Genomic DNA, 22,131 nt, shown 5'->3' on the forward strand with positions numbered 1-22,131 from the left:
TGGCCGGAGCGGGCGCGGTGATAATCGTCGATCTGGGCCTGGAGCTTATCGCGGATGGCCAGGAGCTCCCGGTCGCGCGGCGCGAAATTCTCGACCAGGCCCGCCAGTCCCGTCCAGAAGGCTGCGGCCGATACGCCGGTGCCGGCCAGCGCCTCCCGCTCGATGAAATCATGAAGAACCGGTGCAACCTGGAGGCCGTTCGTCTCAACGCGCGTCATCGATGTTCTCTTTGAGTACTGGGTGATCGTTCCCTGGAGCGGCAGCCCATTCATGGACATGCGACTGGGTGCTGGCTCCTGTCATAACAAGGCGCACTCTCAACGATAAGTGACGGAATGGCCCAAGACTTTTGCCGAAACAGAACAATTCGCCCCATGCCTGTTCTTTCCCACCAAGCAGCTCGGCGCACAGGTGGTGGCCGTCGCAGGCTGCCCGTAGAACACGGGCAGCCAAGCAGGACCCGGCTCGCAAGAGCCCTGAAAAGGCAACTCAGGCAGCTTTCTTGCTGACGTCCGGCATCGCGATTTCGTGATTGGCCAGCATCTCAAGTGCACGGATCATCCCCGGATGATCCCAGGCCGCTCCACCATGGGCTACGCATGCGTTGAATAGTTCCTGTATCGTTGCGGTGTTCGGAAGGTTGATCCTCAGAGCCTTCGCGCTCTGGAGAGCCAAGTTCAGACCCTTCTGATAGAGTTCGACGCGAAAGCCCGGCTCGAAATTCCGATGGATCATCCATTCACCTTGGACCTCAAGGACCCTTGAGGAAGCAAATACCCCACGAGGGCCTGACGAACCTTGGCCAGGTCTGCACCCGCTTTGGCCGCGAAAAGTAGGGCATCGCCCGAAGATATTCGTGACCCGCTTAAGAATGATCTCGACGACCACAGAAATCCGAAATTCGTTCATCCAGGAGCAGGCTTGCTCAAATGCAGGCTGTTCACGAAATTTCATAGCTGACGTCCGGCGCGGCCAAGAGAAGCCCCCTGCCCCATGCGATCCTGATCGTGCAGTCCTGCCACAATGTGGGTGCGGGGGCGATGGGAGCTGAAGATCGTCTTCGCCACCGGCAGCGAGCGCCATGGCATCACTTGATCAGGCTGGCGGAAGACATTGCGCCGGGATTGATAGTCGCGCTTTCGAACCATACCTTGAGCTGGCTCCGCTCGCCGGCGGTCATCTCAGTGACATTGTTGGGCGGCATCGCATGGGACATGACAGCCTGTACTCCGATGGCATGCTTCTGACGTGCGATGGACTCCGGGCTGTCGAGGACGACATTCTTGGGTGCGATCTGGATCCCTGGCCAAACTGGCTGCGCCGTGTGGCACATGGAGCAGCGGGTCACGATGATATCAGTGACATGAGCAGGCGGCGCTGCCGCGACGATCTGCACCGCAGGTGCTTCAAGCTGAGTGAGCCCCAGACGCTCCCGCCCGTCCGGGGATGATGCCATTGCAACCCAGAAGATGGTCCACATCGCACATGTAGCGGCAAACCATGCCCACCAAGGAGCCTTTCGGTGGCCGGTGTGATAGACGTTGAAGAAATGCCGCACGACTGCGCCCGTAAAGACCACAAGAGCGACAATCAGCGGGATCGTCGCCGAGTTGGCATAGGTCACCGGGTAGTGATTGGAGATCATAAAGAATATGACGGGCAGCGTCAGATAATTATTGTGAACGCTGCGCTGCTTGGCTTGCTTTCCAAGGCGCGGATCCGGCGTACGCCCCTCGATCAGGGCCGCAACAACCTTCTTCTGGTTGGGAATGATGATCAGAAACACATTGGCCGACATGATCGTGGCCATCAAGGCGCCCGTATGGATCAACGCGCCGCGCCCGGAGAAGACGGAGGAAAAGCCGTAGCTGGCCGCAACGATGAACAAGAAACCGACGCCGGCAAGCAGGACGTCATTGCGCCCGAACTTCGATTTACACAGGGTGTCGTAAAACAGCCATCCCCCTGCCAGACCGCCCAAGCCGATTGCGCTGGCGGCAAACGGCGTCAGCTGCATGATGCTCGGATTAATCAGATACAGTTGCGACTGGCCGTAATAGATCCAACACAAGAGGAAGAAGCCTGAGATCCAGGTCCAGTACGATTGCCATTTATGCCAGGTGAGTTCCTCCGGCATTTGCTGGGGAGCGACGAGATGTTTGCGCATCTCGTAAAAACCGCCGCCGTGCACCTGCCAAGCCGCTCCGCCTTGGCCCACTGGGATTCCATTGGTAGTCCGCAGACTGGCATCGAGGTGCATGAAAAAGAACGACGAGCCGATCCAGGCGATGGCGGTAACGATGTGCAGCCAGCGCAGCAACAGGCTGCCCCATTCCAAGATATAGGCGTCCACCGACGTTCCTCCCGGGCTTCTTCTCAAAGGGCCAGTTTATCAGCGGCTGGGACTTTGCCTTGTTGGCGTTTTTTGGATTACTTTCAAAATGAATTGAGAAATCCGGAACATGCTCTCACTCGAGAATATCCAGATCTTCATGCGCACGGTGGAACTCGGCAGCTTCTCGGCAGCTGGCCGCGCCTTGCGGTTATCCGCGGCGGTTGTCAGCTACAGAATCGGGGTCCTTGAGCAGGGCCTGGGGTGCAGGCTGTTCACCCGCACGACCCGCCGCATGAGCCTCACCGAATCGGGAAGGATCTTTTACGAGCGCTGCCTGGATCTTTGGGAAACGGTCGAACGCACCGAGGCCAGCGTCGCCGAGACGGGTGCGACCCCTCGTGGAACCCTCAAGGTCACGGCTCCATTGGGGCTTGGACGGCGGGTCATTGCCCCGGCCATCACGGATTATCGCCGAGATCATCCCGAGACGGAGGTCCGGCTCCGCCTGTCGGACCACTTGCTCGATCTTGTGCAGGAATCGGTCGATGTTGCGGTTCGAATGGCGCAGTTCCAGGACTCGACGTTCACCTTGCGGAAGATCGCCGAGGTCCAGCGAATGCTGTTTGCATCACCGGAGTATCTGGCCGCACAAGGCATTCCATCGCAGCCGGATGATCTCTTTGGCCATCGTTGCCTGCTGCTGCGGTTTCCAGGATCCCAGCAGTTCCGATGGACGCTGATCGTAGACGGCCAACCCACGACCTTTCCTGTCTCGGGTCCGATCGATGCCGATGATGGCGATGTGCTCACGGATTGGGCGCTGGCAGGCCAGGGCATCGTCCTGAAGCCGCTGTTCGAGGTTGCCGAGCACGTCGCGTCTGGCCGCCTGATCCAGGTGCTGCCGGAGTATCCGCCGCAATCTGTGACGCTGGGCGTCCTCTTTCCCAGCCGTCGAATGATGACGCCGCGTGTGAGGAACTTCGTCGATATTATCGTGGAACAAGCGCGCCAGCATGTTGCTGACGCGCTCGCGCATGTCGATGGAGCGATCCTCCATCCGGATGGATTCGCTGGAGGATCAATGACAGGTTAGTGGTCGGAACCGTGCGCACAGGTCGCTGCACTTGCCTCCGCATCCTTCTGAGATCCCAGGCCATTGAAGTACAGATTAAGGATGACCGCGACAACTGAAGTGAGGAGAATGCCGGAATGCAGCAGCGGAGCCAATGCGCTCGGCATGTACTGGAAGAACTTCTCGGCCACGAGCGGGATCATGCCAAAGCCGGTCGAGATCGCCACGATGAGGAGGTTGTGGCGGCTCGATGCGAAATCTACCTTTGACAGAATCCTGACCCCGGTTGCGGCAACCATCCCGAACATCACGACCCCTGCCCCGCCGAGAACGAAGGCCGGCACCGCCTCGACCACTGCCGCCATCTTGGGGATCAAGCCAAGGACTATGAGGATAGCGCCGCCCACGACACAGACGTAGCGCGAGCGCACGCCTGTCACTCCGACAAGGCCCACGTTCTGCGAGAACGAAGTATAAGGGAACGTATTGAAAACGCCCCCGAGAATTGTCCCAACGCCGTCAGCCCGCAGCCCGCGGGTAAGATCATCCTTCGTGACCGTGCGCCCGGTCATCTCCCCAAGGGCAAGGAACATGCCCGTCGACTCGATCATGACGACGATCATGACCAAGCACATCGTCGCGATGGCAATCGGATCAAAAATCGGCATCCCGAAATGGAACGGCAGGATCACATCGAACCATGCGGCGGTCGACACTTTCTCGAAGCTCATGTATCCCGCCACGGTGGCCACAATGGACCCTGCAACGATCCCGATCAGAACCGAGATATTGGCAGCAAATCCGCGCGCATATTTCGAGACGCCTAGGATTACGATCAGAACGAGCAGAGCAATCCCGAGGTAGAAGGGATTCCCGAAATTAGGCGATGATGGCAAGCCGCCCGCAGCCCAGTTGATCCCGATCTTCATCAGGGAAATGCCGATCACGAGAATGATCGTGCCTGTCACGACCGGCGGGAAAAGCCTGAGCAGCCGGCTCATGACCGGGGAGATCAGGAAGCCGACAATGCCTGCCGCGATCACCGCGCCATAGATGACGTTCAGTGTGGCCTCTTTTGAGGCTCCTGCGGCTTTACCGGCTGCAATCATCGCGAGCATGGGGGCGACGGACGCGAATGTGACGCCCATCATCACTGGAAGACGTATGCCGATTGATCGGAAACCAAAGGATTGCACAAGCGTGGCAAGGCCGCAGACGAAGAGGTCTGCATTGATCAGGAAAGCGATTTGTTCGGCTGGAAGCTCCAGCGCCCGGCCGATGATCAGCGGGACAGCGACCGCCCCCGCATACATGACAAGGACATGCTGTAGACCGAGTGCAGCCAGTCTGGGAACAGGAAGAACTTGATCAACGGCGGTTGGCGCGACGGCTCCTTCCCCGTCCACCGGAGAGGTGGGTGGGAGGACGACGCCTTCGACAGTTTGCGTGGCGTTCGGCATAGCGTTTCCTCTGAGGGTCGTGATGTTCGCGGCCTTCTAAACGGGCCTTGCACCCCACTTGACGTTATCGAGCTTTATCCTCAATTTCTATCTGTCACTTTTATATCAGTTTCAAAATTATTCGAGTAATCTGCAGGCGTTCAGCTATTGCTTGGCTGGCGGAATTTATGGTTGCGTGAGTGCCTGAATAAGGAACTATCTTCTCTACAGGATCGAGGGGTTCATGGGCCGCCTGTCCACGCATGTTCTGGATAACGTCGCCGGCAAGCCTGCCAGGGGCGTCGCCATCGAGCTTTTCGCCCTTGAGGGCGACCGCCGCCGTTCCGTCCTGCGCACCGTCACAAATGCCGATGGACGCACCGCTGCCCCCCTCATGACCGGCGAGGCGTTTCGGGCCGGGACTTACGAACTCGTCTTCGAGGTCGGCGCCTATTTCAAGGCGCTTGGGACACCGACCGCCGATCCGCCGTTCCTGGACATTGTTCCCATCCGCTTCACCATCGCGGACCCCGATGGCCATTACCACGTGCCGCTCCTCGTCACCCCCTGGAGCTATTCCACCTATCGCGGAAGCTGAAAGACCATGCCCGAGACCTCCTATCCCCGCGACCTCGTCGGTTACGGACGCAACGCGCCTCATCCGCGCTGGCCGGACAATGCGCGCATCTGCGTGCAATTCGTGATCAATTACGAAGAGGGCGGCGAGAACAACATCCTGCATGGTGATCGCGCTTCGGAGGCCTTCCTGTCCGAGATCGTGGGGGCGCAGCCCTGGCCGGGCCAGCGCCACATGAGCATGGAGTCGATCTATGAATACGGCTCCCGCGCCGGCTTCTGGCGCCTGTGGCGGATGTTCACCGAACGCAAGATGCCCGTCACCGTCTATGGCGTCGCCACCGCCCTCATGCGCAATCGCGACGCGGTCGCAGCCATGAAGGAAGCGGATTGGGAAATCGCCAGCCATGGCCTGAAATGGATCGACTACCGCGACTTCTCGGAAGAAGAGGAGCGGGCACATTTGAAGGAGGCGATCCGTATCCACACAGACGTGACGGGCGAGCGCCCGCGCGGCTGGTACACGGGACGCACCTCGGAGCACACCAACCGCCTCGTCGCGGAGGAGGGTGGGTTCCTCTACAGCGCCGATTCCTATGCCGACGAGCTGCCGTACTGGGAGCCGCACGGCGACCGCCTGCAACTCATCGTGCCCTATACGCTCGACGCCAACGACATGCGCTTTGCAACGCCGCAGGGATTCAACACGGGCGATCAGTTCTTCACCTATCTGAAGGATTCGTTCGACACGCTCTATGCGGAGGGCGAGAGCGCGCCGAAGATGCTGTCGGTGGGCCTGCATTGCCGTCTCGCAGGCCGGCCTGGACGCGCTGCGGCGCTCGCACGCTTTCTCGATTACGTGGCCTCGCACGAGGATGTGTGGATTGCCCGGCGCATCGACATCGCGCGGCTGTGGGTCCGCTATCACCGACCGGCCGCTCTGAGGCCGAGCACGATGAGCAAGGCCGTATTCGTCGAGCTGTTCGGCGACGTGTTCGAGCATTCGCCGTGGGTTGCGGAACGTGCTTATGATTCCGGCTTCACGGCGGCTCAGGATACGGCGGAGGGCCTGCACGCCACCCTGGTGCATGCGCTGTCGCAGGCAGGCCGCGAGCCGAAGCTCGCTCTCATCCGGGCCCATCCCGATCTGGCCGGGCGTCTGAAGCTCGCCGAGCTGACGGCCGATTCACGTCACGAGCAATCCTCGGCCGGGCTCGACAGCCTCACCGAGGAGGAGCGCGACCGCTTCATCGCCTTGAACGACGCCTACAAGCAGAAATTCGGCTTTCCCTTCATCCTGGCGGTGAAAGGCCGCACGAAGGCGGAGATCCTGGCGGCCTTCGCCGAGCGGCTGGAGCACGATCCGGAGCAGGAGTTCGAGACCGCCATCGTCCAGATCGAACTCATCGCACTTCTGCGCCTTAAGGAACGTATGCCCTCCCTGGCGGATGTGTTCTCGAACTTGAGCTAATGCGCCGGCGACCTGCCGATGGGCGAGCGTGGGAAGCATAAAAGCCTGCCCGCTGGCTGTGTCTTGATAATACGCAATCTGAGGAACCTTCATGACGAAGCCAACGATGAGACCGCCGGTTCAGGCCCGCTCCTACTATGCACCATCTGGAGGACACCCACCGCAGACGGATCTCCTCACCGATCGCGCGGTGTTCACGGATGCCTATGCCATTATCCCCAAAGGAACGATGCGCGACATCGTGACGAGCTTCCTTCCATTTTGGGAGGATACGCGCCTCTGGGTGCTATCTCGCCCATTATCAGGATTCGCCGAAACGTTCTCGCAATACATCATGGAGGTTGCGCCGGGGGGCGGCAGCGACAAACCGGAGCAGGACGCAAACGCTGAGGGCGTGTTGTTCGTGGTGGAAGGCGAACTGACTCTCGTTCTTGCTGGCCAAACTTACAGCATGGTGCCGGGCGGATATGCCTACATCCCGCCGGCGAGCAACTGGTCAGTTCGGAACCACCGTAGCGAACCGGTCCGCTTCCACTGGATCCGCAAGGCTTACGAGCGTGTCGAGGGCCTCAGTGTTCCTGATGCCCTTGTTCTCAATGAGAGCGACATCACACCTTCACCGATGCCGGGCACCGATGGCAAATGGGCAACCACCCGCTTCGTCGATCCAGCGGACCTGCGTCACGACATGCACGTGACCATCGTTACCTTCGAACCGGGCGCCGTCATTCCCTTTGCTGAGACACATGTCATGGAGCACGGTCTTTACGTGCTGGAAGGCAAGGCCGTCTACCGTCTGAACCAGGATTGGGTGGAGGTCGAAGCGGGCGACTATATGTGGCTCCGGGCATTCTGCCCACAGGCCTGCTACGCGGGCGGGCCCGGCCCATTCCGCTATCTCCTCTACAAGGACGTGAACCGACACGCGAAGCTTCGCCCCTGAACAGGGATTTGCCGGCTGCTACCCAGGATGACGGAACATGACCATTAAAATTGCTGTCCAGCCGTTGACCAAGGAGAACTTCGCGCCTTTTGGCGAGGTTCTCGAAACGACTGGTGCTGAGACGCGACTCATCAATTCGGGATCCTGCACGCGCTTCCACGCACTCGCCACCATCGTAACCCGGGGAGCGGATGCGCGGGCAATCGTGAGCCTCTTTCGGGCTGAGCCCACAGAGCTGCCTCTCGTCTTGTCGATGATGGAGCGGCATCCGTTGGGGAGCCAGGCATTTTGGCCACTTTCGGGCGGAGATTGGTTGGTCGCAGTTGCCCCGGATAAGGGTGGGCAGCCAGGCGCGCCGCTTGTCTTTCGCGCAAACAGCGACCAAGGGGTGTGCTACGCGCCAAACGTCTGGCACCATCCCCTGATCGCGCTCGGCCAAATCTCTGATTTCCTGGTCGTCGACCGAGACGGGCCTGGCGTCAATCTGGAAGAGACCAGCTACGAGACGCCTTACGCAGTTGATGCTTACTAGACCGGTCTGGTCCGCTCGCGCCGTGCCAATCAGCTTTTCTCTCGCTCTTAATCATCCAATGCTCTCATATTGATCTCAAGGTCAAGAAATCTGTAGCCGGAACTGAAGAGTAAGTGGGCTCGCTGATTAGGATGCATTCAGACAGCCTTGGCCTAGCGCTGCTCCGTTACCGCATCTGCTTATTCTTGGGGCTTCCATGCGACCATGTTGCGCCGGTCGGATTGTGCATGCCGTGATGAACTTCGGGCGTCCAAGCTCAAGTATGCGTATCAAAACGCTGATGGCGACCTCTGTCGCACGACTCCGGCCGGTTTGCGGGCGCAGCGCATCCCCGCTCCCGCAGGTGCGTATCAGACGTGTCCATCAAACTGAGGGAAGATTATTGGGTCTCGTCATCCTTTTCAGTGGACACCAGATGCCGAGCTCCAAGGGCCGCAGCAGCAGAGCGACTGTTGACGCCGAGGTTTTTAAAGAGCGCAGCCATGTGAACCTTGATTGTGCCATCACTAAGTTGAAGCGCCCTGGCAATTTCCTTATTGGACTTACCTGCAATCAAGAGATCCAGCACTTGCCTCTGCCGCGGCGTGAGCATGCCGACATCTCCCGTTTGCCGCGCGGGGCGCCCATGTAGGAGCGTAACCGCCTCGGAGGTGGAAGATACGTCAGCGACGGAAGGCGGCACATAGATCCAGCCTTCTAAGATCTTATGAAGAATTTCCGTCATCTCGGCCATCGAGAGATCCTTCGAGACATAGCCGTGGGCACCGGCATCGAGGGTCATCAGGATGTCCCCGCGCGCTTTCGATGCGGACACCATGGCAACTCTCGTCTTCGGAAAGAACTCCCGAACTGTTCTCAGGCTTCCCGGGCTGTCCATCCCCGGCATAGCGAGGTCAAATAAGGCCAGGGAGATATCATCACGACCCGTCAAGTGCTCGAGCGCGTCGTCGAACGATCCAGTTTCGATCACCTCCGAGAAACCCAGCCGACTGGAGAGAATAAATCTTAGCGCAGCTCGGAAGAACTCGTCATCGTCTGCCGTCAAAGCAATTCGGGGAGCGTCCTGCAAAGTCACCTCCTTACACCGTATGCCCATTCACGCGGGTGAGCATCTCGCATACTCTCTTGTGCACCTCGTCAGCAGCGGCTCGCACGCCGTGAAAGACGCTCGCCAGTTCGTCGCCAGTCTTGCATGCCTCCTCGAGCTTGATGCAGAGATGCGCAAAATCGGAAAATCCGAAAATAGAGGAGCGGGAAACCATCATGTGTGCCTTTCCGGCCAGCTGATCGCCTCCGATGGCTTCAGGATCCCCTTCGAGGAAAGTGCTTTCCAGCTGTCCCTTGAGCTCCGTCAAACCTCGGACGACCCAATCGCACCCCATGAATTGGCAAAGGCTCTCGATGCTGTCAGGCTCCTCCCATCCTTTCGAGGTTCCATCCATGGCGGGCTCTCCTGCACTATCCGCTGCAGCCGCTAAAATGGCATGTACCTTCGCCAGGAGCTGCGCTCGGGTATATGGCTTCCCAAGATGATCGTTCATTCCCGCCGCCCTGAATTCCCTGGTGTCCTGAGGGAGAACATTGGCGGTCATTGCAACGATCGGGACATTCTTTGCCGGATGATCGAGGCTGCGGATCGTGCGTGCAGCGGTCGCTCCGTCCATACCGGCCATTTCGACATCCATCAGAACAAGGTCGTAGGGCTTGTTTTGAACGGCTGCGACGGCTTCTTCCCCGTTTTCGGCCGTATCAACAATATGCCCGATTGCCCGAAGCATGGTTTGTGCAAGCTCGCGATTCTGGTCGAGATCGTCTACGACAAGGATGCAGCCTGGCCGAATGAAATCGCGATGATTGTCGAACTCATGCTCTTGATGAGCTGCCATTTCGGCTCGTGGCAGAGGCACTATGAACCAGAAGGTCGAACCTTCTCCTTCTGCGCTTTCGACTCCTATCTTGCCTCCCATGAGCTCCACGAAACGCTTTGAGATGGCGAGTCCTAGTCCCGCTCCACCCATGCGGCGGCCGCTAGGGTGATCCACTTGGGCAAAACGCTTGAAAAGTTTGCTCTGCTGATCAGGGGCAATCCCAGATCCTGTATCGATGATCGAGAACCGTATGCATTCACCTTCCTCGGAAGTTCCCGTGTCATCAATCCGAAGCGTTATACCTCCCTTATCGGTGAATTTAACGGCATTATTGAGAAGGTTGAGGAGGACTTGACGGAGTCTGCCAGCATCACCCAGCAGGCACTCGGGAACATCGCGGCTCGACTCGACACGGATTGGCAGCGCCTTCTTTCGAGCGACTGCGCGAACAATGGACACGGCATTGTCGATGAGCTCCGGCAAAGAGAATGGCTCAGCAACGAGAATTACCTCTCCAGCCTCGACCCTCGAAAAATCGAGAACATCATTGACCAAGGCGAGGAGCGCGTGACCTGCATTCTGAATATGATCTACGTAGCTCCGTTGCTCGTCCGTCAGACCAGGGCTTTCATGCAAGAGTTCGGTATATCCGATCACGCCACTCAATGGCGTTCGAATCTCATGGCTCATCGTAGCGAGGAACTCTGTCTTAGCGTAGCTTGCTTTCTCTGCCGCGTCACGAGCCTGCTGCGCCAGATGCTGGGCTGTCTTCAGCTCCTTCTCGACACTCCTCCGCCGTCGTAGATCGCTGGCTACCGCCGTGGATGCGACGAGCATCGCGATGATCATACCAGTGAGCAGAATGAGTGTTATGGTCTCCCACGCCCGTGCCTGTTTTCTGACCTTCTCGGATAGGTCGCGGCTGGTCTGGATCTCGTCTGAACGGATCCTGTCGATGAGCAGCCGGATTGCCTCGCTACGAGCTTTGCCCGTTGCATCGTGAGCAATCCTGATTGCCGGTTCCGAGCCGATGAACTGATGAACGATTATAGCGAGATTCAGCTCGGACAACCTGTCGTCAACATAATTTCTCAGGCTGTGCCTATCTGTCGGAAGGCTCGCTCCGTCTTCCAATAGCGCATTCAGGTGAGATGAAGCGACATCATGGGCCGCCTGGTAGGCTTGCAGGAAGTCTAAGCCGCCTCGCACAAGATATGCGAGATGGTTGATCTCTGCATCGTGCAGAGCTTCGGATAAGTTTCCAATCAGAACTCTCCGATCAAAAGAACGATCGAGATTCCCGCTGAAATTTTCACCCTGCTTTCCCTGGACCAGGATCAGCACGAAGATGACAGGGAAGAGAAGGCAGATCGTGCCGATCACGAGCAGCGTTGCGCGTGCGATATCCCTTCCGTCTCCAGCCGACAGATATGAGCGCAGCCCTGTCAGCTTTCCGCGAGTATCGAACATGGTAGCCGCAAGCTCATTCAATCACGCTCCGCCCCGGCCGTAGCTGCCGGTTGAACCTGGTCAGGCAGTGCCGATACGGCTCCGAGGTTGCCGCCCTCTCCGCCTTCGAAATACCCTCGGGTGGCTCTCGCCACCCGCTCGCCGTCACTCGTGATCGTCGTGTTCCGAACGTATGGAGGCCAGGGATCAACTGTATGGACAACGCGGTTCCAGGCCTGGGCCTCTCCAGCCGCCAGCGTAATGGTGTCGCGCCGCTCCAGGTAATCGGCGCAACCGCCAAGGCTCAAGGCCATCGACGCAAGGAAAAGCGCCTCTATCCTAGTCCTTGACGATCTTCTCTCGGACGATCCTCTTCTTGACGACTTTCTGTGTGGCATGCGGCTTTCCGGGCGAGAGATCGACGATGTGTCCGTAGGGACCGATGATTCCTTTTCCAGCCGCGATCCCTTTCAACGTGTCATTGTCCACTTCGAGCTTGCCGAGAAGGAAAAACTCGAGGTCATTGCTGGGACTGGCTGAATCGAGTGGTGTACGTGGAGGACGCCCTGGTCGCGTAGGCTTGACCAGACGTGGCGTCACGATGATGACGAGGTCAGTTTCCTGCTCTCTGAAGGAGGAGGATCGAAACAGGGCTCCCAGAACCGGCAACTGCCCTAGCCAGGGGAGCTGATCCTGGGTCTTGGTGTGAACGCTTTGCAAAAGACCCGCGATGACAAAGCTCTGGCCGTCGCGAAGTTCGATCGTCGTGTCAGCCCGCCTCGTCGTGAATGCCGGGATCTGAATGGCTCCGGTGCGGACCGTTGTCGAGAAGTCGACCTCGCTCACCTCCGGCTGGAGCTTGAGATTGATCAGCCCACCATCGAGCACGGTTGGCGTGAAGTTCAGGCGGACGCCGTATTCCTTGTATGTGACCGTGACCTTGCCGTCATCTTCGGAGACGGGAATGGGAACTTCGCCGCCTGCGAGAAAGCTCGCCTTGTCACCTGAGAGCGCAACGAGATTCGGCTCTGCAAGTCGGCGCGCCAGTCCCTTTCCCTCCAGAGCTTGCACTAGAATATCGGCATTGACGCCGACGCCGAGCACTTCGGCTAGGATCGTTCCGAAGGGAGATCCTCCGCCTGGAAGATTAGCGTTGAAAGTAACCGCACCGGAGGCGCCGGTCCCACGGAATGCTCCGGTCGCCAATCCGCGACCGCTCTGATCGTTCTCCCGGCGCACGAACCAGCCTATTCCGAGTTCCCGTCCAGCATTGCGGCTCGCCTCGACAAATCGAACCTCCAGCATTACTTGCTGCCCACCGGTGACTCGAAGCGTGTTGATCACTCCTTCCGATCCATACTGCTCGGCAACCTCGAGCACTTTGCGCAGGGCAACGGCGTCCGGAACCGTGCCGCCGAGACGGATTCGGCCATTGACCGTATCGACTCGGACATTCGCGTTTGGAACCGCCTCTTGGATCGACTGTTCCAGATCGACAGTATCGGCACCGACCTCAACATTGGCCGTACCAATCATCACATCGTCCGCATTGAAAACAGCTACGTTCGTCCGCCCTTCACCCCGGCCCAGAATGTAGAACGAGCGCCCGCTCATCACGACTGCCGTTGCAATGTCAGGATCGCCAACAACCACTTTGCCGATATCGACCGCCGTCTTCACCGTCATGAACTGACCCTTGGCAAGGTCAATACCGCTGGCGCGGCCATTGACAAAGGTGATGAGCCGCTCTCGCGCCTGGGACTGAGAAGAGACCAGGAGATTGCCGAAGCAGAAAAAGACCAGAAGAAGAGCCTGCATGATCAGCGACAGACGGAAAGTATCAGGTCTGCGACCCCACTTCGTCAGAAACACGGGCATATCCCCATTGAGGTAATCACAAAGCGGTAATGAAATTCCTCGGAATCTGACGCGCCATGCTCGTGCTTCAAGTAGCAGCATGGTTTCCGGAGCAGTGCGACGATCCGAAAGAGCAAATTCCGCTCAGCATTGAGCGAACTTTATTTCGAATCCCTAGAAAAGACCCGTTCTTGCTCTTTGGCGCGGACTTCTCCCGAGGAGCTGGTGAGTTACGCCGCACCTGTGCTGCCCTAACCCCCTTGCGTCGGCGCGATCACCGGCAGCGATGCGCATTAATCCGTGCCCGGAGAGTGCATTACCCCATTCTGCCGAATAGCAAACGAAGGGGAGCAGCAGTAAATCAGCACCATCAGCGAGGACGAATGGTTCGACCTCCAAAGGGACATACGAAATGACCAAGCTTCTCTCCCGCTTTCGGCAAGATCAGTCTGGCGCAACCGCAATCGAATACGGCCTTATCGCTGCGCTAATTGCTGTCGTGATCATTGGCGGCGCTCAGCTTCTCGGCACCAACCTGAACAACAAGTTCCAAACCATCGCGAACACGATCAGCGGAGCCGGAACCACCACCACCGCCCCTGCCGAGACCCAATAATAGCTAAAGATACGTGCCTCGCCTTTATCAGCAGCGCACCTCATCTCATCAATCGTCATAAAGGGGTCGCTGGAAACAGTGGCCCCTTTCTCGTACTGAGACAAGCTTCTTACCATTATGATCGGCACGTGTTCGCCATTCTTCTGGAACGGCATTGGCGGACCGAAGAGATCACTCCACGAGCTTGACCGACTGGCTCGTCACGATCGGCCGCGTTCCGGTTGCCTGGCAGTCCGACCGAACCTCGGAATTGCCGATGAATGTCACTGTATTACCAATAATCTGGGTGCAGCCGCCCGTAGAACCAGCGCGGCCCGAATATTCTATGCCGGAGCCGGGGAAGTAGACCGCTCCATTGAAGGTCGAACCAGACGAACCGTTGACCTGATGAGTGACACTTGTGCTGACTCTTGCACCGAAGAACAGAATACCGGCGAAAGGGCCTTCGGTTGGCGCATCAAGGTTGATTCTGGCGCCACCATTGAGCTTGAGGCTCGCCCCCTTTGCTAAATAGAAGGTCACGCCTGAACCGGCAAGAGTCGTCCCGGCGTTCACGTCGAGCTCCCCTTCAATGATGTAAAGACCAGGCTTGAAGGTAATGCTCCCCCCGTTCACCTTTAGGCCGCTACAAAATCGCAGGGTCGGAAGACCGCTCGGGTGTGACTGGTAGGTTGGGCTCAGAAGTGCCGAACCGGAGGCGAAACTGTCCGGCTTATAGCATGTTCCACTGATCACAGGCTCTGCAATATCTGCGTAAGGATCCATCGTCTCCGGAGCCCGTTCGCGCACGGAATCGCAGGTCTGCAGCTTCAATCCTGAAGTCGTGACGGCTCCGCCAACGGTATTGACGCAGTCTGTCGTCAGATATCCTCCCCCTTGCATTCTCAAGGCGTCCGATGCGCTTGAATTCGATGCCACATCGCAGCCATTGAGCGTCACGACGGTGGATCCGGCAACGGTAACGGCACCAGGCGCGCTTGGTGAGAGCGCCAAAATGCATGCCTGTGAAGCCGTATCGAGCTTCGCGACGGCACGGGCACGAATATTCACCGGGTCGCTTAGAAACAGCGATGAGAGGAGTAACGGCTGAGTTCGTGTCAGCACGACCTCGATGCTGCTCTTGTCCCCGGCGAAGGCTTGTGAGGCGGGAGGAGTGTTGACCGTGATCGTGCCGATATCGGGCGAGAAACCCGAAGCCCGCGCCACATGAAGCGCTGCTGCCGCAATGCCGCTTTGGTCATCGCCGGCACGCTTGCGGATTGCCGCCGCATGAGCGGAGACATCGGCGGCATGCTGAAGATTGCGCTGTGCCAAGTACCAATAGCCGGCCTCTGCTCCGAGACCCATGGCGCCGATCAGGACTGGAAAAGCAATGGCAGCAACGACCGCAATCGCACCACTTTCGTTGCCGTGGAATGCCTTGAGGCGTACGCAGCACAGCCCGAAAAGAAGAGGCAATCGCAATGTTTGCCTGCGCAGAAAAGCTCTAATAGGGAGCATTGGCATGATTCTCAAGAACTATGACAGTTTGGCGATCTGGATGATGGCTGGCGTCATGATCACGGCAAACAGAACCGGCAGGAAGAACAGGATCATTGGCACGGTGAGCTTGGGCGGAAGAGCCGCCGCCTTCTTCTCGGCCTCGCTCATGCGCATGTCGCGATTCTCCTGCGCTAGAACCCGAAGCGATTGGCCGAGTGGGGTGCCGTATTTCTCGGACTGGATCAGACTGGTGACAACGCCCCGAACCCCGTCGAGACCTGTACGTTCGCCAAGATTCTCGTAGGCTTTGCGCCGATCCTGAAGATAGGACAGCTCGGCAGTAGTCAGGCTCAGCTCCTCTGCCAGCTCCGTGGATTGGGAGCCGATCTCCTCCGAAACCTTCCGGAAAGCGCTTTCGATTCCCATCCCCGACTCGACACAAATCAGAAGCAGGTCGAGCGTATCCGGCCATGCACGCCGGATCGCCTGCTGGCGCTTCGTGATCTTGTTCTTCACATAGAGCAGTGGCGCGTAATAGCCCAAAGCGGCCACGGCAAAGACGATCCCGAGCTTCACGGAGAGAGGATGGTTCAATTGCAGAACAAAGAAGACATAGAGGCCTGAAATCGCGAGAAGCACAACTGGGGCGATCAAGCGAGCGGCCACAAAGGTTATGGCGGGGCTCTGCCCCCGATAGCCCGCCATCCTGAGCTTTTGCACAAGTTCGGCATCCTCGGCCTGCTTAGCCAGGTTAAATCGTTCGACGATGGCCTGATAGAACTTTCTCGGTTCACTTCTCAGGGTTGCCTGCTTTTTACTCCGGTTGAGCCGAGCGCGCTCACGGAGCCTGATCCGTTCCCGCTCACTGGCAACTTCTGCCATGCGGACTTTCAGCTGATCGCGCGCAAGATAGGGCCATGCGACGACGAGAATGGCGAGAAAGACCGAACTCGCAGCTGACAGAGCTACTACAAATTCCATATGGATGCTGACAGGACCGAAGGACATCCTGAGGACCTCAATAATCGAAGTTGATCATCTTGCGCATCGCGAGAATACCGATTCCCATCCACAATGCACACACAGCAAGCACGAGCTTGCCGGTCATGGTTGTGAAAAGCAGCGCAATGTAAGTGGGGCTCGTCAGATAGACGAGCAGCGCGACTACGACCGGCAATGCGCCAATAATGCCGCCTGAGGCCTTGGCTTCAGCGCTCATGGACCTGATCTTTGCCTGCAGCTTCGTGCGTTCCCTGAGGACCTTCGAAAGATTCCCGAGGGCTTCTGATAGACTGCCACCTGTTCGGCTCTGAATTGCGATAACGATCGCAAAAAAACTGGCCTCTTGAAGAGGAATGCGCTCGGGGAGGCGCTCTACAGCCTCATCCAGGGACATGCCGAGGGTTTGGTCCTCTACGATTTCGCGAAACGCACTCCGCACCGGCTCCTGTGCCTCAGCAGCGATAATCTTCAAGCAATCGACAAGAGGAAGGCCAGCCTTCACGCCGCGGACGATGATATCGACGGCATTCGGGAACTCGGCCGTGAACGACTTGAAGCGGCGCTTGCGCTTGGTACCGACATACAAATGGGGGAGAAGCAACCCGCCTGTAAATCCGAACCCGACCGCCGAGGCTGTCCCAATCCCGAGCATGAGCATTGCCATGAGGAACGAGGCAAGACCGGCAATACCGCAAATAGTAAAATAGGCTCGCTTGCTCCAGCCGAGACCGGCCTGACGCATCCGGCCTACAAGGGACGGCTTGGTGTTCTTCCGGATCTTTTGCTTTTCCTCAATCTCGCGCAGAGTCGCCTCGACAGCGCGTTTGCGCCGAGTTTCATCCGATCCTATCGCAGTAACGTTCTCAGCCTTGCTGATCGCGGCCACCGCTTGGAAGCGCATTTTAGCGCTCGAACGATTGGCGACGCGCGAGTAGAACCCGACAACGACGAGCCCTCCAGCGCTCAGGGCCGTCAAAGCTGCGATCACATAGGGAATGAGGTCAGGCGAAAACATCGGCAGGTACTCAAAAGAAGGGCTGGAAAATCATGCGGCAGCCATTTCTGCTGCATCGAGCGCGGCAGCGAGCCGCTTTTCCTCTCCGTAGTAACGGGCCCGATCCCAGAACCGTGGTCGTCCGATCCCAGTGGAGCGATGCTGCCCAATGAGATTGCCGTTCGCGTCCTCTCCCAGAATGTCATAGACGAAGAGATCCTGTGTGATGATAACGTCGCCCTCGAGACCGAGAACCTCCGTGATGTGAGTGATCCGACGCGAGCCGTCGCGAAGACGCGCGGCCTGGATGATCACATCGACGGAAGATATGATCATCTCGCGCAGTGTTCTTGAGGGCAGAGAGAAACCGCCCATGGTGATCATCGACTCGATACGCGACAGGGCCTCACGCGGTGAGTTGGCATGCAGCGTTCCCATAGATCCGTCATGGCCTGTGTTCATAGCCTGCAAGAGATCGAAGGCTTCAGGGCCGCGCACCTCGCCAACGATGATGCGTTCGGGACGCATGCGCAGGCAATTCTTGACAAGATCACGCATCGTGACTTGTCCTTCGCCTTCCAGGTTCGGAGGGCGCGTCTCGAGACGAACGACATGGGGCTGCTGCAGCTGAAGCTCCGCAGCATCCTCACACGTCACAATGCGCTCCCCTGGTTCGATGTACCGGGTCAGGCAGTTCAGAAGCGTCGTCTTACCCGAGCCGGTCCCGCCGGAGACGATGACGTTGCAGCGGACCCTGCCGATGATTTCCAGGATCGCGGCACCCTCCGGCGTGACGGAGCCGAACTTCACCAGCTGGTCGAGGGTCAGCTTGTCCTTCTTGAATTTACGGATAGTGAGCGATGGGCCGTCGATAGCGAGCGGCGGCACAATGACATTGACACGGGAGCCGTCTGGCAGACGTGCGTCGCAGATCGGCGAGGACTCGTCCACCCTCCGCCCGACTTGGCTCACGATCCGCTGGCTTATATTGAGGAGCTGGGCATTGTCCCGGAACCGGATATCAGTCTTCTGGACCTTGCCGGCGACCTCAATATAAACCGTGTTGGCGCCGTTGACCATGATATCCGCAATGTCGTCCCGCGCGAGGAGAGGTTCCAGCGGGCCATAACCGAGCACATCGTTGCAGATGTCCTGAAGCAGGTCGTCTTGCTCGGCTGTGGACATCACGATCTTTTTGGCCGCAATGATCTCGTTGACGATGGCCCCGATTTCTAATCGTGCCTGATCAAGGCTCATTCCTCCGAGCTGGGCAACATCGATGGACTCGATCAGCGCGGTGAAGATCCTGGTCTTGAGCGCATAGTATTCCTCGGTCTTGAGCGTCGCTTGAGGGCGTGCGGGCACGAGGGGTATGGTTTGAGACGCGGCCGGTGTCACATCCTGCGACATCGGGTTGCCCTCAGAACGAAGCGTGGGCAACGCTGTACGTCCTCGGTTGGAGGCTTCACCCTTGTTGTTTCTTTTGCCGAACATGAAGCTGACCTTGTCAGGATAGAACGCGAGCCTGCATAGCGGCAGGCGCTACAACCAACGTTGAGCGGAATCTCTCCACCCCGCGTTATTTGTTCGTCCTGAACGAAAAGCGCCATTCGGAAGGATGCATTAACCCGCTCGATGGCCTTGGATTAAGGCGCTGCGCTCGGCTTCGTGAACGGAAAGAAGACGAGCCTGCTGCCTCTACTGTCCAGCACCAGCTCCAGTCGCGAATTCTTGCTGCGCCTCTATCTGAGCACGGGCTCGGCCGAAATGGCCAGCTTCGTCTCCGACCGACAGAACCGGCGTACAAGCGCTCGTACAGGTATATGTCCGACGTTGCAGACCCTGATATACAGTTGTGACTTGGCGCCCCGGCACAACGATGACAGTGGTGTTCAAAACTTCCCTATTGTTCTCGCCGAGAACGATCATGTTGGTCGTTCCAGTGGCCTTGCCCGTCAACACGACGGTCTTTTCGTCATTGATCGCGGCGTCGAGAATACCCGAGTTTCCTATCACGACCGTCTTGGCAGACTCCTTCAGAGCGAGGATTTTAGCGAAGTTGATCACCACCTGGAGCGCTTCAGTCGTCCGAGTCGTGACTTCGACGCTTGCGGATGAACTCAACGTGGGGCTGAGCTTTGGCTCATCTGCATAGGATTGACCGCCAGTTGTAATACCGAGCGAGAGGGCTGCGGTGCTGATTGCTTTCACAGACTTGCGCATCGACATTCCTCGACGATCGGCATCGGGTTTCTAACGGCAGAGCTTAGCGCGGGTTCCGAAAGCATTTCATCCGACTGGAACTCGGCGGGTGGCGTGGAGGCGCAGCGTTCTGCCGGACAGGCCAGGCACGAGCAGATTCATAGGATAAGTGACAGCGATGACGCGATATTTCATATCGCCTGTTACATCCGCGGAAATGGTAATCTGCAAAAGCCCGCGATCTTTCGAGAAAACGTCGCGCATCTCATCCGCGAGCGCATCATCCGCAATTGTCGAATCGATCAGGACCTTACGTGATCCGACATCCATCACATAGGCAATTTCATTGTGCACGAGGAGCCCTCGGCCAAATTCGACTGTTCCAAGCATAATCAGGATCATGACAAAGCCGACAATCGCGAATTCTATGGCTGTCGACCCGCTTTCGTCTTGGCGACACGCACGTAGCAGGTGAGGCATCGTCATCGAAGCTGAACCTCAATCCTGGTCATCAGCTGCAATGCCTTGAAGATGATGCCATTATACAATTTCTCTGCGGAAATCCGATAATAGACATGAGCCTGAGGCGAATCCGCACAAGCGGCACACTCTTCCTCGGCGGCGTTTTCTCCGGAGCAAATGCACTTGACGCTAAGAACAACCGGATTTTCCGCGCTCGTTTGTGTTGGTGAGTCTGCAAGCGCGAAATGTTCCAAGGCCGTTGCCTCCAGAATTTTCAGAATGCGCTCTTTGTCTTGCTCCGCCATTGCGGCTTGAGCACCGGCGCGCAACACGTGATCGAGGCTCATCCGCTCGGTTGCCGCAAGGCCGAGATCGACCATCGACAGCAAGCCGCCCAACAGGATCGGAGCGATCAGCGCAAACTCCACTGCGGAGACGCCGCGCTGGTCCTGCAGCAAGGCGGCAAGGCCTGCCTTTACCCTGTTTGTGGCAGCTTGCGCCAACAAGATCATACGCTTCATCGGCTGTGGCCCCTGCCGGTCAACTTCTCCACGAATTGGCCGAGACCACGTACGCCTTTATGCCGTTTGGCGTCTTGTCGCCCCGTGATAAGCTGCGCAATCATGGCGAATGTGTCCGATACTCCGGACTTCGCGGAGACCTGCTGGATCATCTGCCCGTTATTGGCCGCAATTCCAAACAGATGCGCCTCAAAGGGAACACACGCGATCGGCTCTATTCCTAAAGCCTCTGCAAAGTCGCGAGGCTTGATTTCCGGACGCTTCGGCATGCCGACCCGGTTGAGCACGATCTTCGGTGGCGGATCATTCGGACGCACTCGTTTGAGGAATCCGACCATGTTCTTGGCGTTCCGGAGATTGGCCAAGTCCGGTTCTGCCGTAATTACGACCTGGTCAGCCAAGGTCAGCGCATTCTGAGCCCACGACGTCCAAAGATGAGGAATGTCGAGCACCGTGAATGGCACGCTCGACTGGGCGATTTCGAGCAATGGGTCGAAAGCATCTCCGCTCAGTTCGAACGATCTCTCGAGAGTAACCGGGGCGGCAAGCAGGCTTAGATGCTCGTCATACTTGGTCAGCAGACGGTCGAGCAGCACGCTGTCCAAGCGACTGACATCCTGAATGGCTTCAAGAATGCCCTGGGCGGGATCCAGATTGAAGTCGAGACTCCCAGTGCCGAAAGGCAAGTCCATATCGGCCAAGATCACATCCTGACCGAAGTGGTTTCCAATCGTCCACCCGACATTATGAGCGATTGTCGAGGATCCTACTCCCCCTTTCGCAGCGGCGAAGGCGTAGACTTGTCCAAGCTTGTCGGAGGCCTCGTCCGAATAGATGCCAGAGATGGCGGCGATGACCGTCACGGGATCGATAGGCGAAACCACGTACTCACTGACCCCCCGCTTCATGAGCTCCCGATAGATGCCAATGTCATTCGTGTGCCCGATCACCAGGACTTTCGTGCCAGCATCGCAAAGCTCCGCCAGCTGATCCAGTTGTGAAAAAAGAACCTTGGCTGGATCGCAGCTTTCCACGATGATCAGGGAGGGAGTAGGCTCGCTCTGAAGAGCCTGCACAGCCATAGCAACTCCACCCGAACGAACCGTCACCCGGGCCCGAGCCATGAGCCGGTCCTGCGCGGCCAACCTGACCACATCCATAGCATCTGGACTGTCGCAGAAGGCCTGAACGACGATGCGAGGGACCGCGGCGATCTCATCGCGCCGATCCAGGAGGGCATCACCTCCAAGATTAAATGCGGGATTCTTCATGGGACGTCGTGCTAAGTTCCTGCTGAGGGCTGCGGTCTC

The 22,131-nt window shown here is 58.1% G+C and carries 20 protein-coding genes and 2 pseudogenes; 6 read left to right on the forward strand and 16 right to left on the reverse strand.

From position 1 onward, the window contains the following. The 3 genes and pseudogenes from ACS5Q0_RS23360 to ACS5Q0_RS23370 form a co-directional block, all read right to left on the reverse strand. Positions 1 to 218 (reverse strand): annotated as a pseudogene (locus tag ACS5Q0_RS23360) (malate synthase G); the annotation flags it as partial. Between the two features lie 271 nt (positions 219 to 489). Next, positions 490 to 842 (reverse strand): annotated as a pseudogene (locus ACS5Q0_RS23365) (NAD-binding protein); the annotation flags it as partial. Between the two features lie 245 nt (positions 843 to 1,087). Further along, entirely contained in the window at positions 1,088 to 2,353 is a 1,266-nt protein-coding gene (locus tag ACS5Q0_RS23370; RefSeq protein WP_473129053.1) for a urate hydroxylase PuuD, read from the reverse strand. A gap of 109 nt (positions 2,354 to 2,462) precedes the next feature. On the opposite strand from ACS5Q0_RS23370, the gene ACS5Q0_RS23375 reads away from it, so the two are divergent. Beyond that, positions 2,463 to 3,428: a LysR family transcriptional regulator gene (locus ACS5Q0_RS23375; protein WP_473129054.1), complete on the forward strand. Its 966-nt coding sequence runs from the start codon at positions 2,463 to 2,465 to the stop codon at positions 3,426 to 3,428. Here ACS5Q0_RS23375 and ACS5Q0_RS23380 read toward each other — a convergent pair. Next, positions 3,425 to 4,867 carry a nucleobase:cation symporter-2 family protein gene (locus ACS5Q0_RS23380; RefSeq protein WP_473129055.1) on the reverse strand — a complete coding sequence of 481 codons (1,443 nt, stop codon included), beginning with the start codon at positions 4,865 to 4,867 and terminating at the stop codon, positions 3,425 to 3,427. The two genes, ACS5Q0_RS23375 and ACS5Q0_RS23380, sit on opposite strands and share 4 nt — an antisense overlap. A 223-nt stretch (positions 4,868 to 5,090) precedes the next feature. Between ACS5Q0_RS23380 and uraH the strand changes: the two genes are divergently transcribed. From uraH to ACS5Q0_RS23400, 4 genes are all read left to right on the forward strand, one after another. Next, positions 5,091 to 5,444 (forward strand): hydroxyisourate hydrolase, encoded by a 354-nt coding sequence (gene uraH, locus ACS5Q0_RS23385; protein ID WP_473129056.1) that lies wholly within the window; start codon positions 5,091 to 5,093, stop codon positions 5,442 to 5,444. Between the two features lie 6 nt (positions 5,445 to 5,450). After that, entirely contained in the window at positions 5,451 to 6,893 is a 1,443-nt protein-coding gene (gene puuE / locus ACS5Q0_RS23390; protein WP_473129057.1) for an allantoinase PuuE, read from the forward strand. A gap of 91 nt (positions 6,894 to 6,984) precedes the next feature. After that, a complete protein-coding gene (locus ACS5Q0_RS23395; protein ID WP_473129058.1) occupies positions 6,985 to 7,836 on the forward strand; it encodes a bifunctional allantoicase/(S)-ureidoglycine aminohydrolase in 852 nt (283 codons plus the stop codon). A 37-nt stretch (positions 7,837 to 7,873) separates the two neighbouring features. Next, on the forward strand, positions 7,874 to 8,368 hold the full coding sequence (locus ACS5Q0_RS23400) for an ureidoglycolate lyase (protein WP_473129059.1): 495 nt from the start codon (positions 7,874 to 7,876) through the stop codon (positions 8,366 to 8,368). 379 nt (positions 8,369 to 8,747) lie between these two features. Here the strand turns inward: ACS5Q0_RS23400 and ACS5Q0_RS23405 are convergent, their stop codons facing one another. The 4 genes from ACS5Q0_RS23405 to ACS5Q0_RS23420 are packed head-to-tail and all read right to left on the reverse strand — an operon-like array spanning position 8,748 to position 13,557. Continuing rightward, complete coding sequence (locus tag ACS5Q0_RS23405) at positions 8,748 to 9,437, reverse strand: LuxR C-terminal-related transcriptional regulator (RefSeq protein ID WP_473129060.1); 690 nt, start codon at positions 9,435 to 9,437, stop codon at positions 8,748 to 8,750. Positions 9,438 to 9,447: 10 nt separating this feature from the next. Then, entirely contained in the window at positions 9,448 to 11,706 is a 2,259-nt protein-coding gene (locus tag ACS5Q0_RS23410) for an ATP-binding protein (protein WP_473129061.1), read from the reverse strand. Between the two features lie 17 nt (positions 11,707 to 11,723). Next, the gene (locus ACS5Q0_RS23415) at positions 11,724 to 11,999 is read right to left on the reverse strand and encodes a hypothetical protein (protein ID WP_473129062.1); all 276 of its coding nucleotides are present in this window, start codon (positions 11,997 to 11,999) and stop codon (positions 11,724 to 11,726) included. 25 nt (positions 12,000 to 12,024) lie between these two features. Beyond that, complete coding sequence (locus tag ACS5Q0_RS23420; protein ID WP_473129063.1) at positions 12,025 to 13,557, reverse strand: type II and III secretion system protein family protein; 1,533 nt, start codon at positions 13,555 to 13,557, stop codon at positions 12,025 to 12,027. Between the two features lie 397 nt (positions 13,558 to 13,954). On the opposite strand from ACS5Q0_RS23420, the gene ACS5Q0_RS23425 reads away from it, so the two are divergent. Next, positions 13,955 to 14,158, forward strand: coding sequence for a Flp family type IVb pilin (locus tag ACS5Q0_RS23425; protein WP_473129064.1), 204 nt, complete (start codon positions 13,955 to 13,957; stop codon positions 14,156 to 14,158). A 171-nt stretch (positions 14,159 to 14,329) separates the two neighbouring features. Here ACS5Q0_RS23425 and ACS5Q0_RS23430 read toward each other — a convergent pair whose 3' ends face one another. The 8 genes from ACS5Q0_RS23430 to ACS5Q0_RS23465 form a co-directional block, all read right to left on the reverse strand. Next, positions 14,330 to 15,622 (reverse strand): pilus assembly protein TadG-related protein, encoded by a 1,293-nt coding sequence (locus ACS5Q0_RS23430; RefSeq protein WP_473129065.1) that lies wholly within the window; start codon positions 15,620 to 15,622, stop codon positions 14,330 to 14,332. Positions 15,623 to 15,676: 54 nt separating this feature from the next. Beyond that, on the reverse strand, positions 15,677 to 16,648 hold the full coding sequence (locus ACS5Q0_RS23435) for a type II secretion system F family protein (protein ID WP_473129066.1): 972 nt from the start codon (positions 16,646 to 16,648) through the stop codon (positions 15,677 to 15,679). A 10-nt stretch (positions 16,649 to 16,658) separates the two neighbouring features. Further along, positions 16,659 to 17,657 (reverse strand): type II secretion system F family protein, encoded by a 999-nt coding sequence (locus ACS5Q0_RS23440; RefSeq protein ID WP_473129067.1) that lies wholly within the window; start codon positions 17,655 to 17,657, stop codon positions 16,659 to 16,661. A gap of 30 nt (positions 17,658 to 17,687) precedes the next feature. Then, positions 17,688 to 19,046, reverse strand: a complete 1,359-nt coding sequence (locus ACS5Q0_RS23445; RefSeq protein ID WP_473129068.1) for a CpaF family protein — start codon at positions 19,044 to 19,046, stop codon at positions 17,688 to 17,690. A 288-nt stretch (positions 19,047 to 19,334) separates the two neighbouring features. Beyond that, positions 19,335 to 19,859 (reverse strand): pilus assembly protein N-terminal domain-containing protein, encoded by a 525-nt coding sequence (locus ACS5Q0_RS23450; protein WP_473129069.1) that lies wholly within the window; start codon positions 19,857 to 19,859, stop codon positions 19,335 to 19,337. A gap of 66 nt (positions 19,860 to 19,925) precedes the next feature. After that, the gene (locus ACS5Q0_RS23455) at positions 19,926 to 20,324 is read right to left on the reverse strand and encodes a TadE/TadG family type IV pilus assembly protein (RefSeq protein ID WP_473129070.1); all 399 of its coding nucleotides are present in this window, start codon (positions 20,322 to 20,324) and stop codon (positions 19,926 to 19,928) included. Beyond that, entirely contained in the window at positions 20,321 to 20,821 is a 501-nt protein-coding gene (locus tag ACS5Q0_RS23460) for a TadE/TadG family type IV pilus assembly protein (RefSeq protein WP_473129071.1), read from the reverse strand. Before ACS5Q0_RS23460 ends, ACS5Q0_RS23455 begins: the two co-directional genes overlap by 4 nt. Further along, the gene (locus tag ACS5Q0_RS23465; protein ID WP_473129072.1) at positions 20,818 to 22,092 is read right to left on the reverse strand and encodes a CpaE/TadZ family protein; all 1,275 of its coding nucleotides are present in this window, start codon (positions 22,090 to 22,092) and stop codon (positions 20,818 to 20,820) included. The genes ACS5Q0_RS23460 and ACS5Q0_RS23465 overlap by 4 nt, the downstream gene beginning before the upstream one ends. Positions 22,093 to 22,131: the final 39 nt, after the last annotated feature.

The sequence above is a fragment of the Microvirga sp. HS2 genome (genome assembly GCF_055792805.1).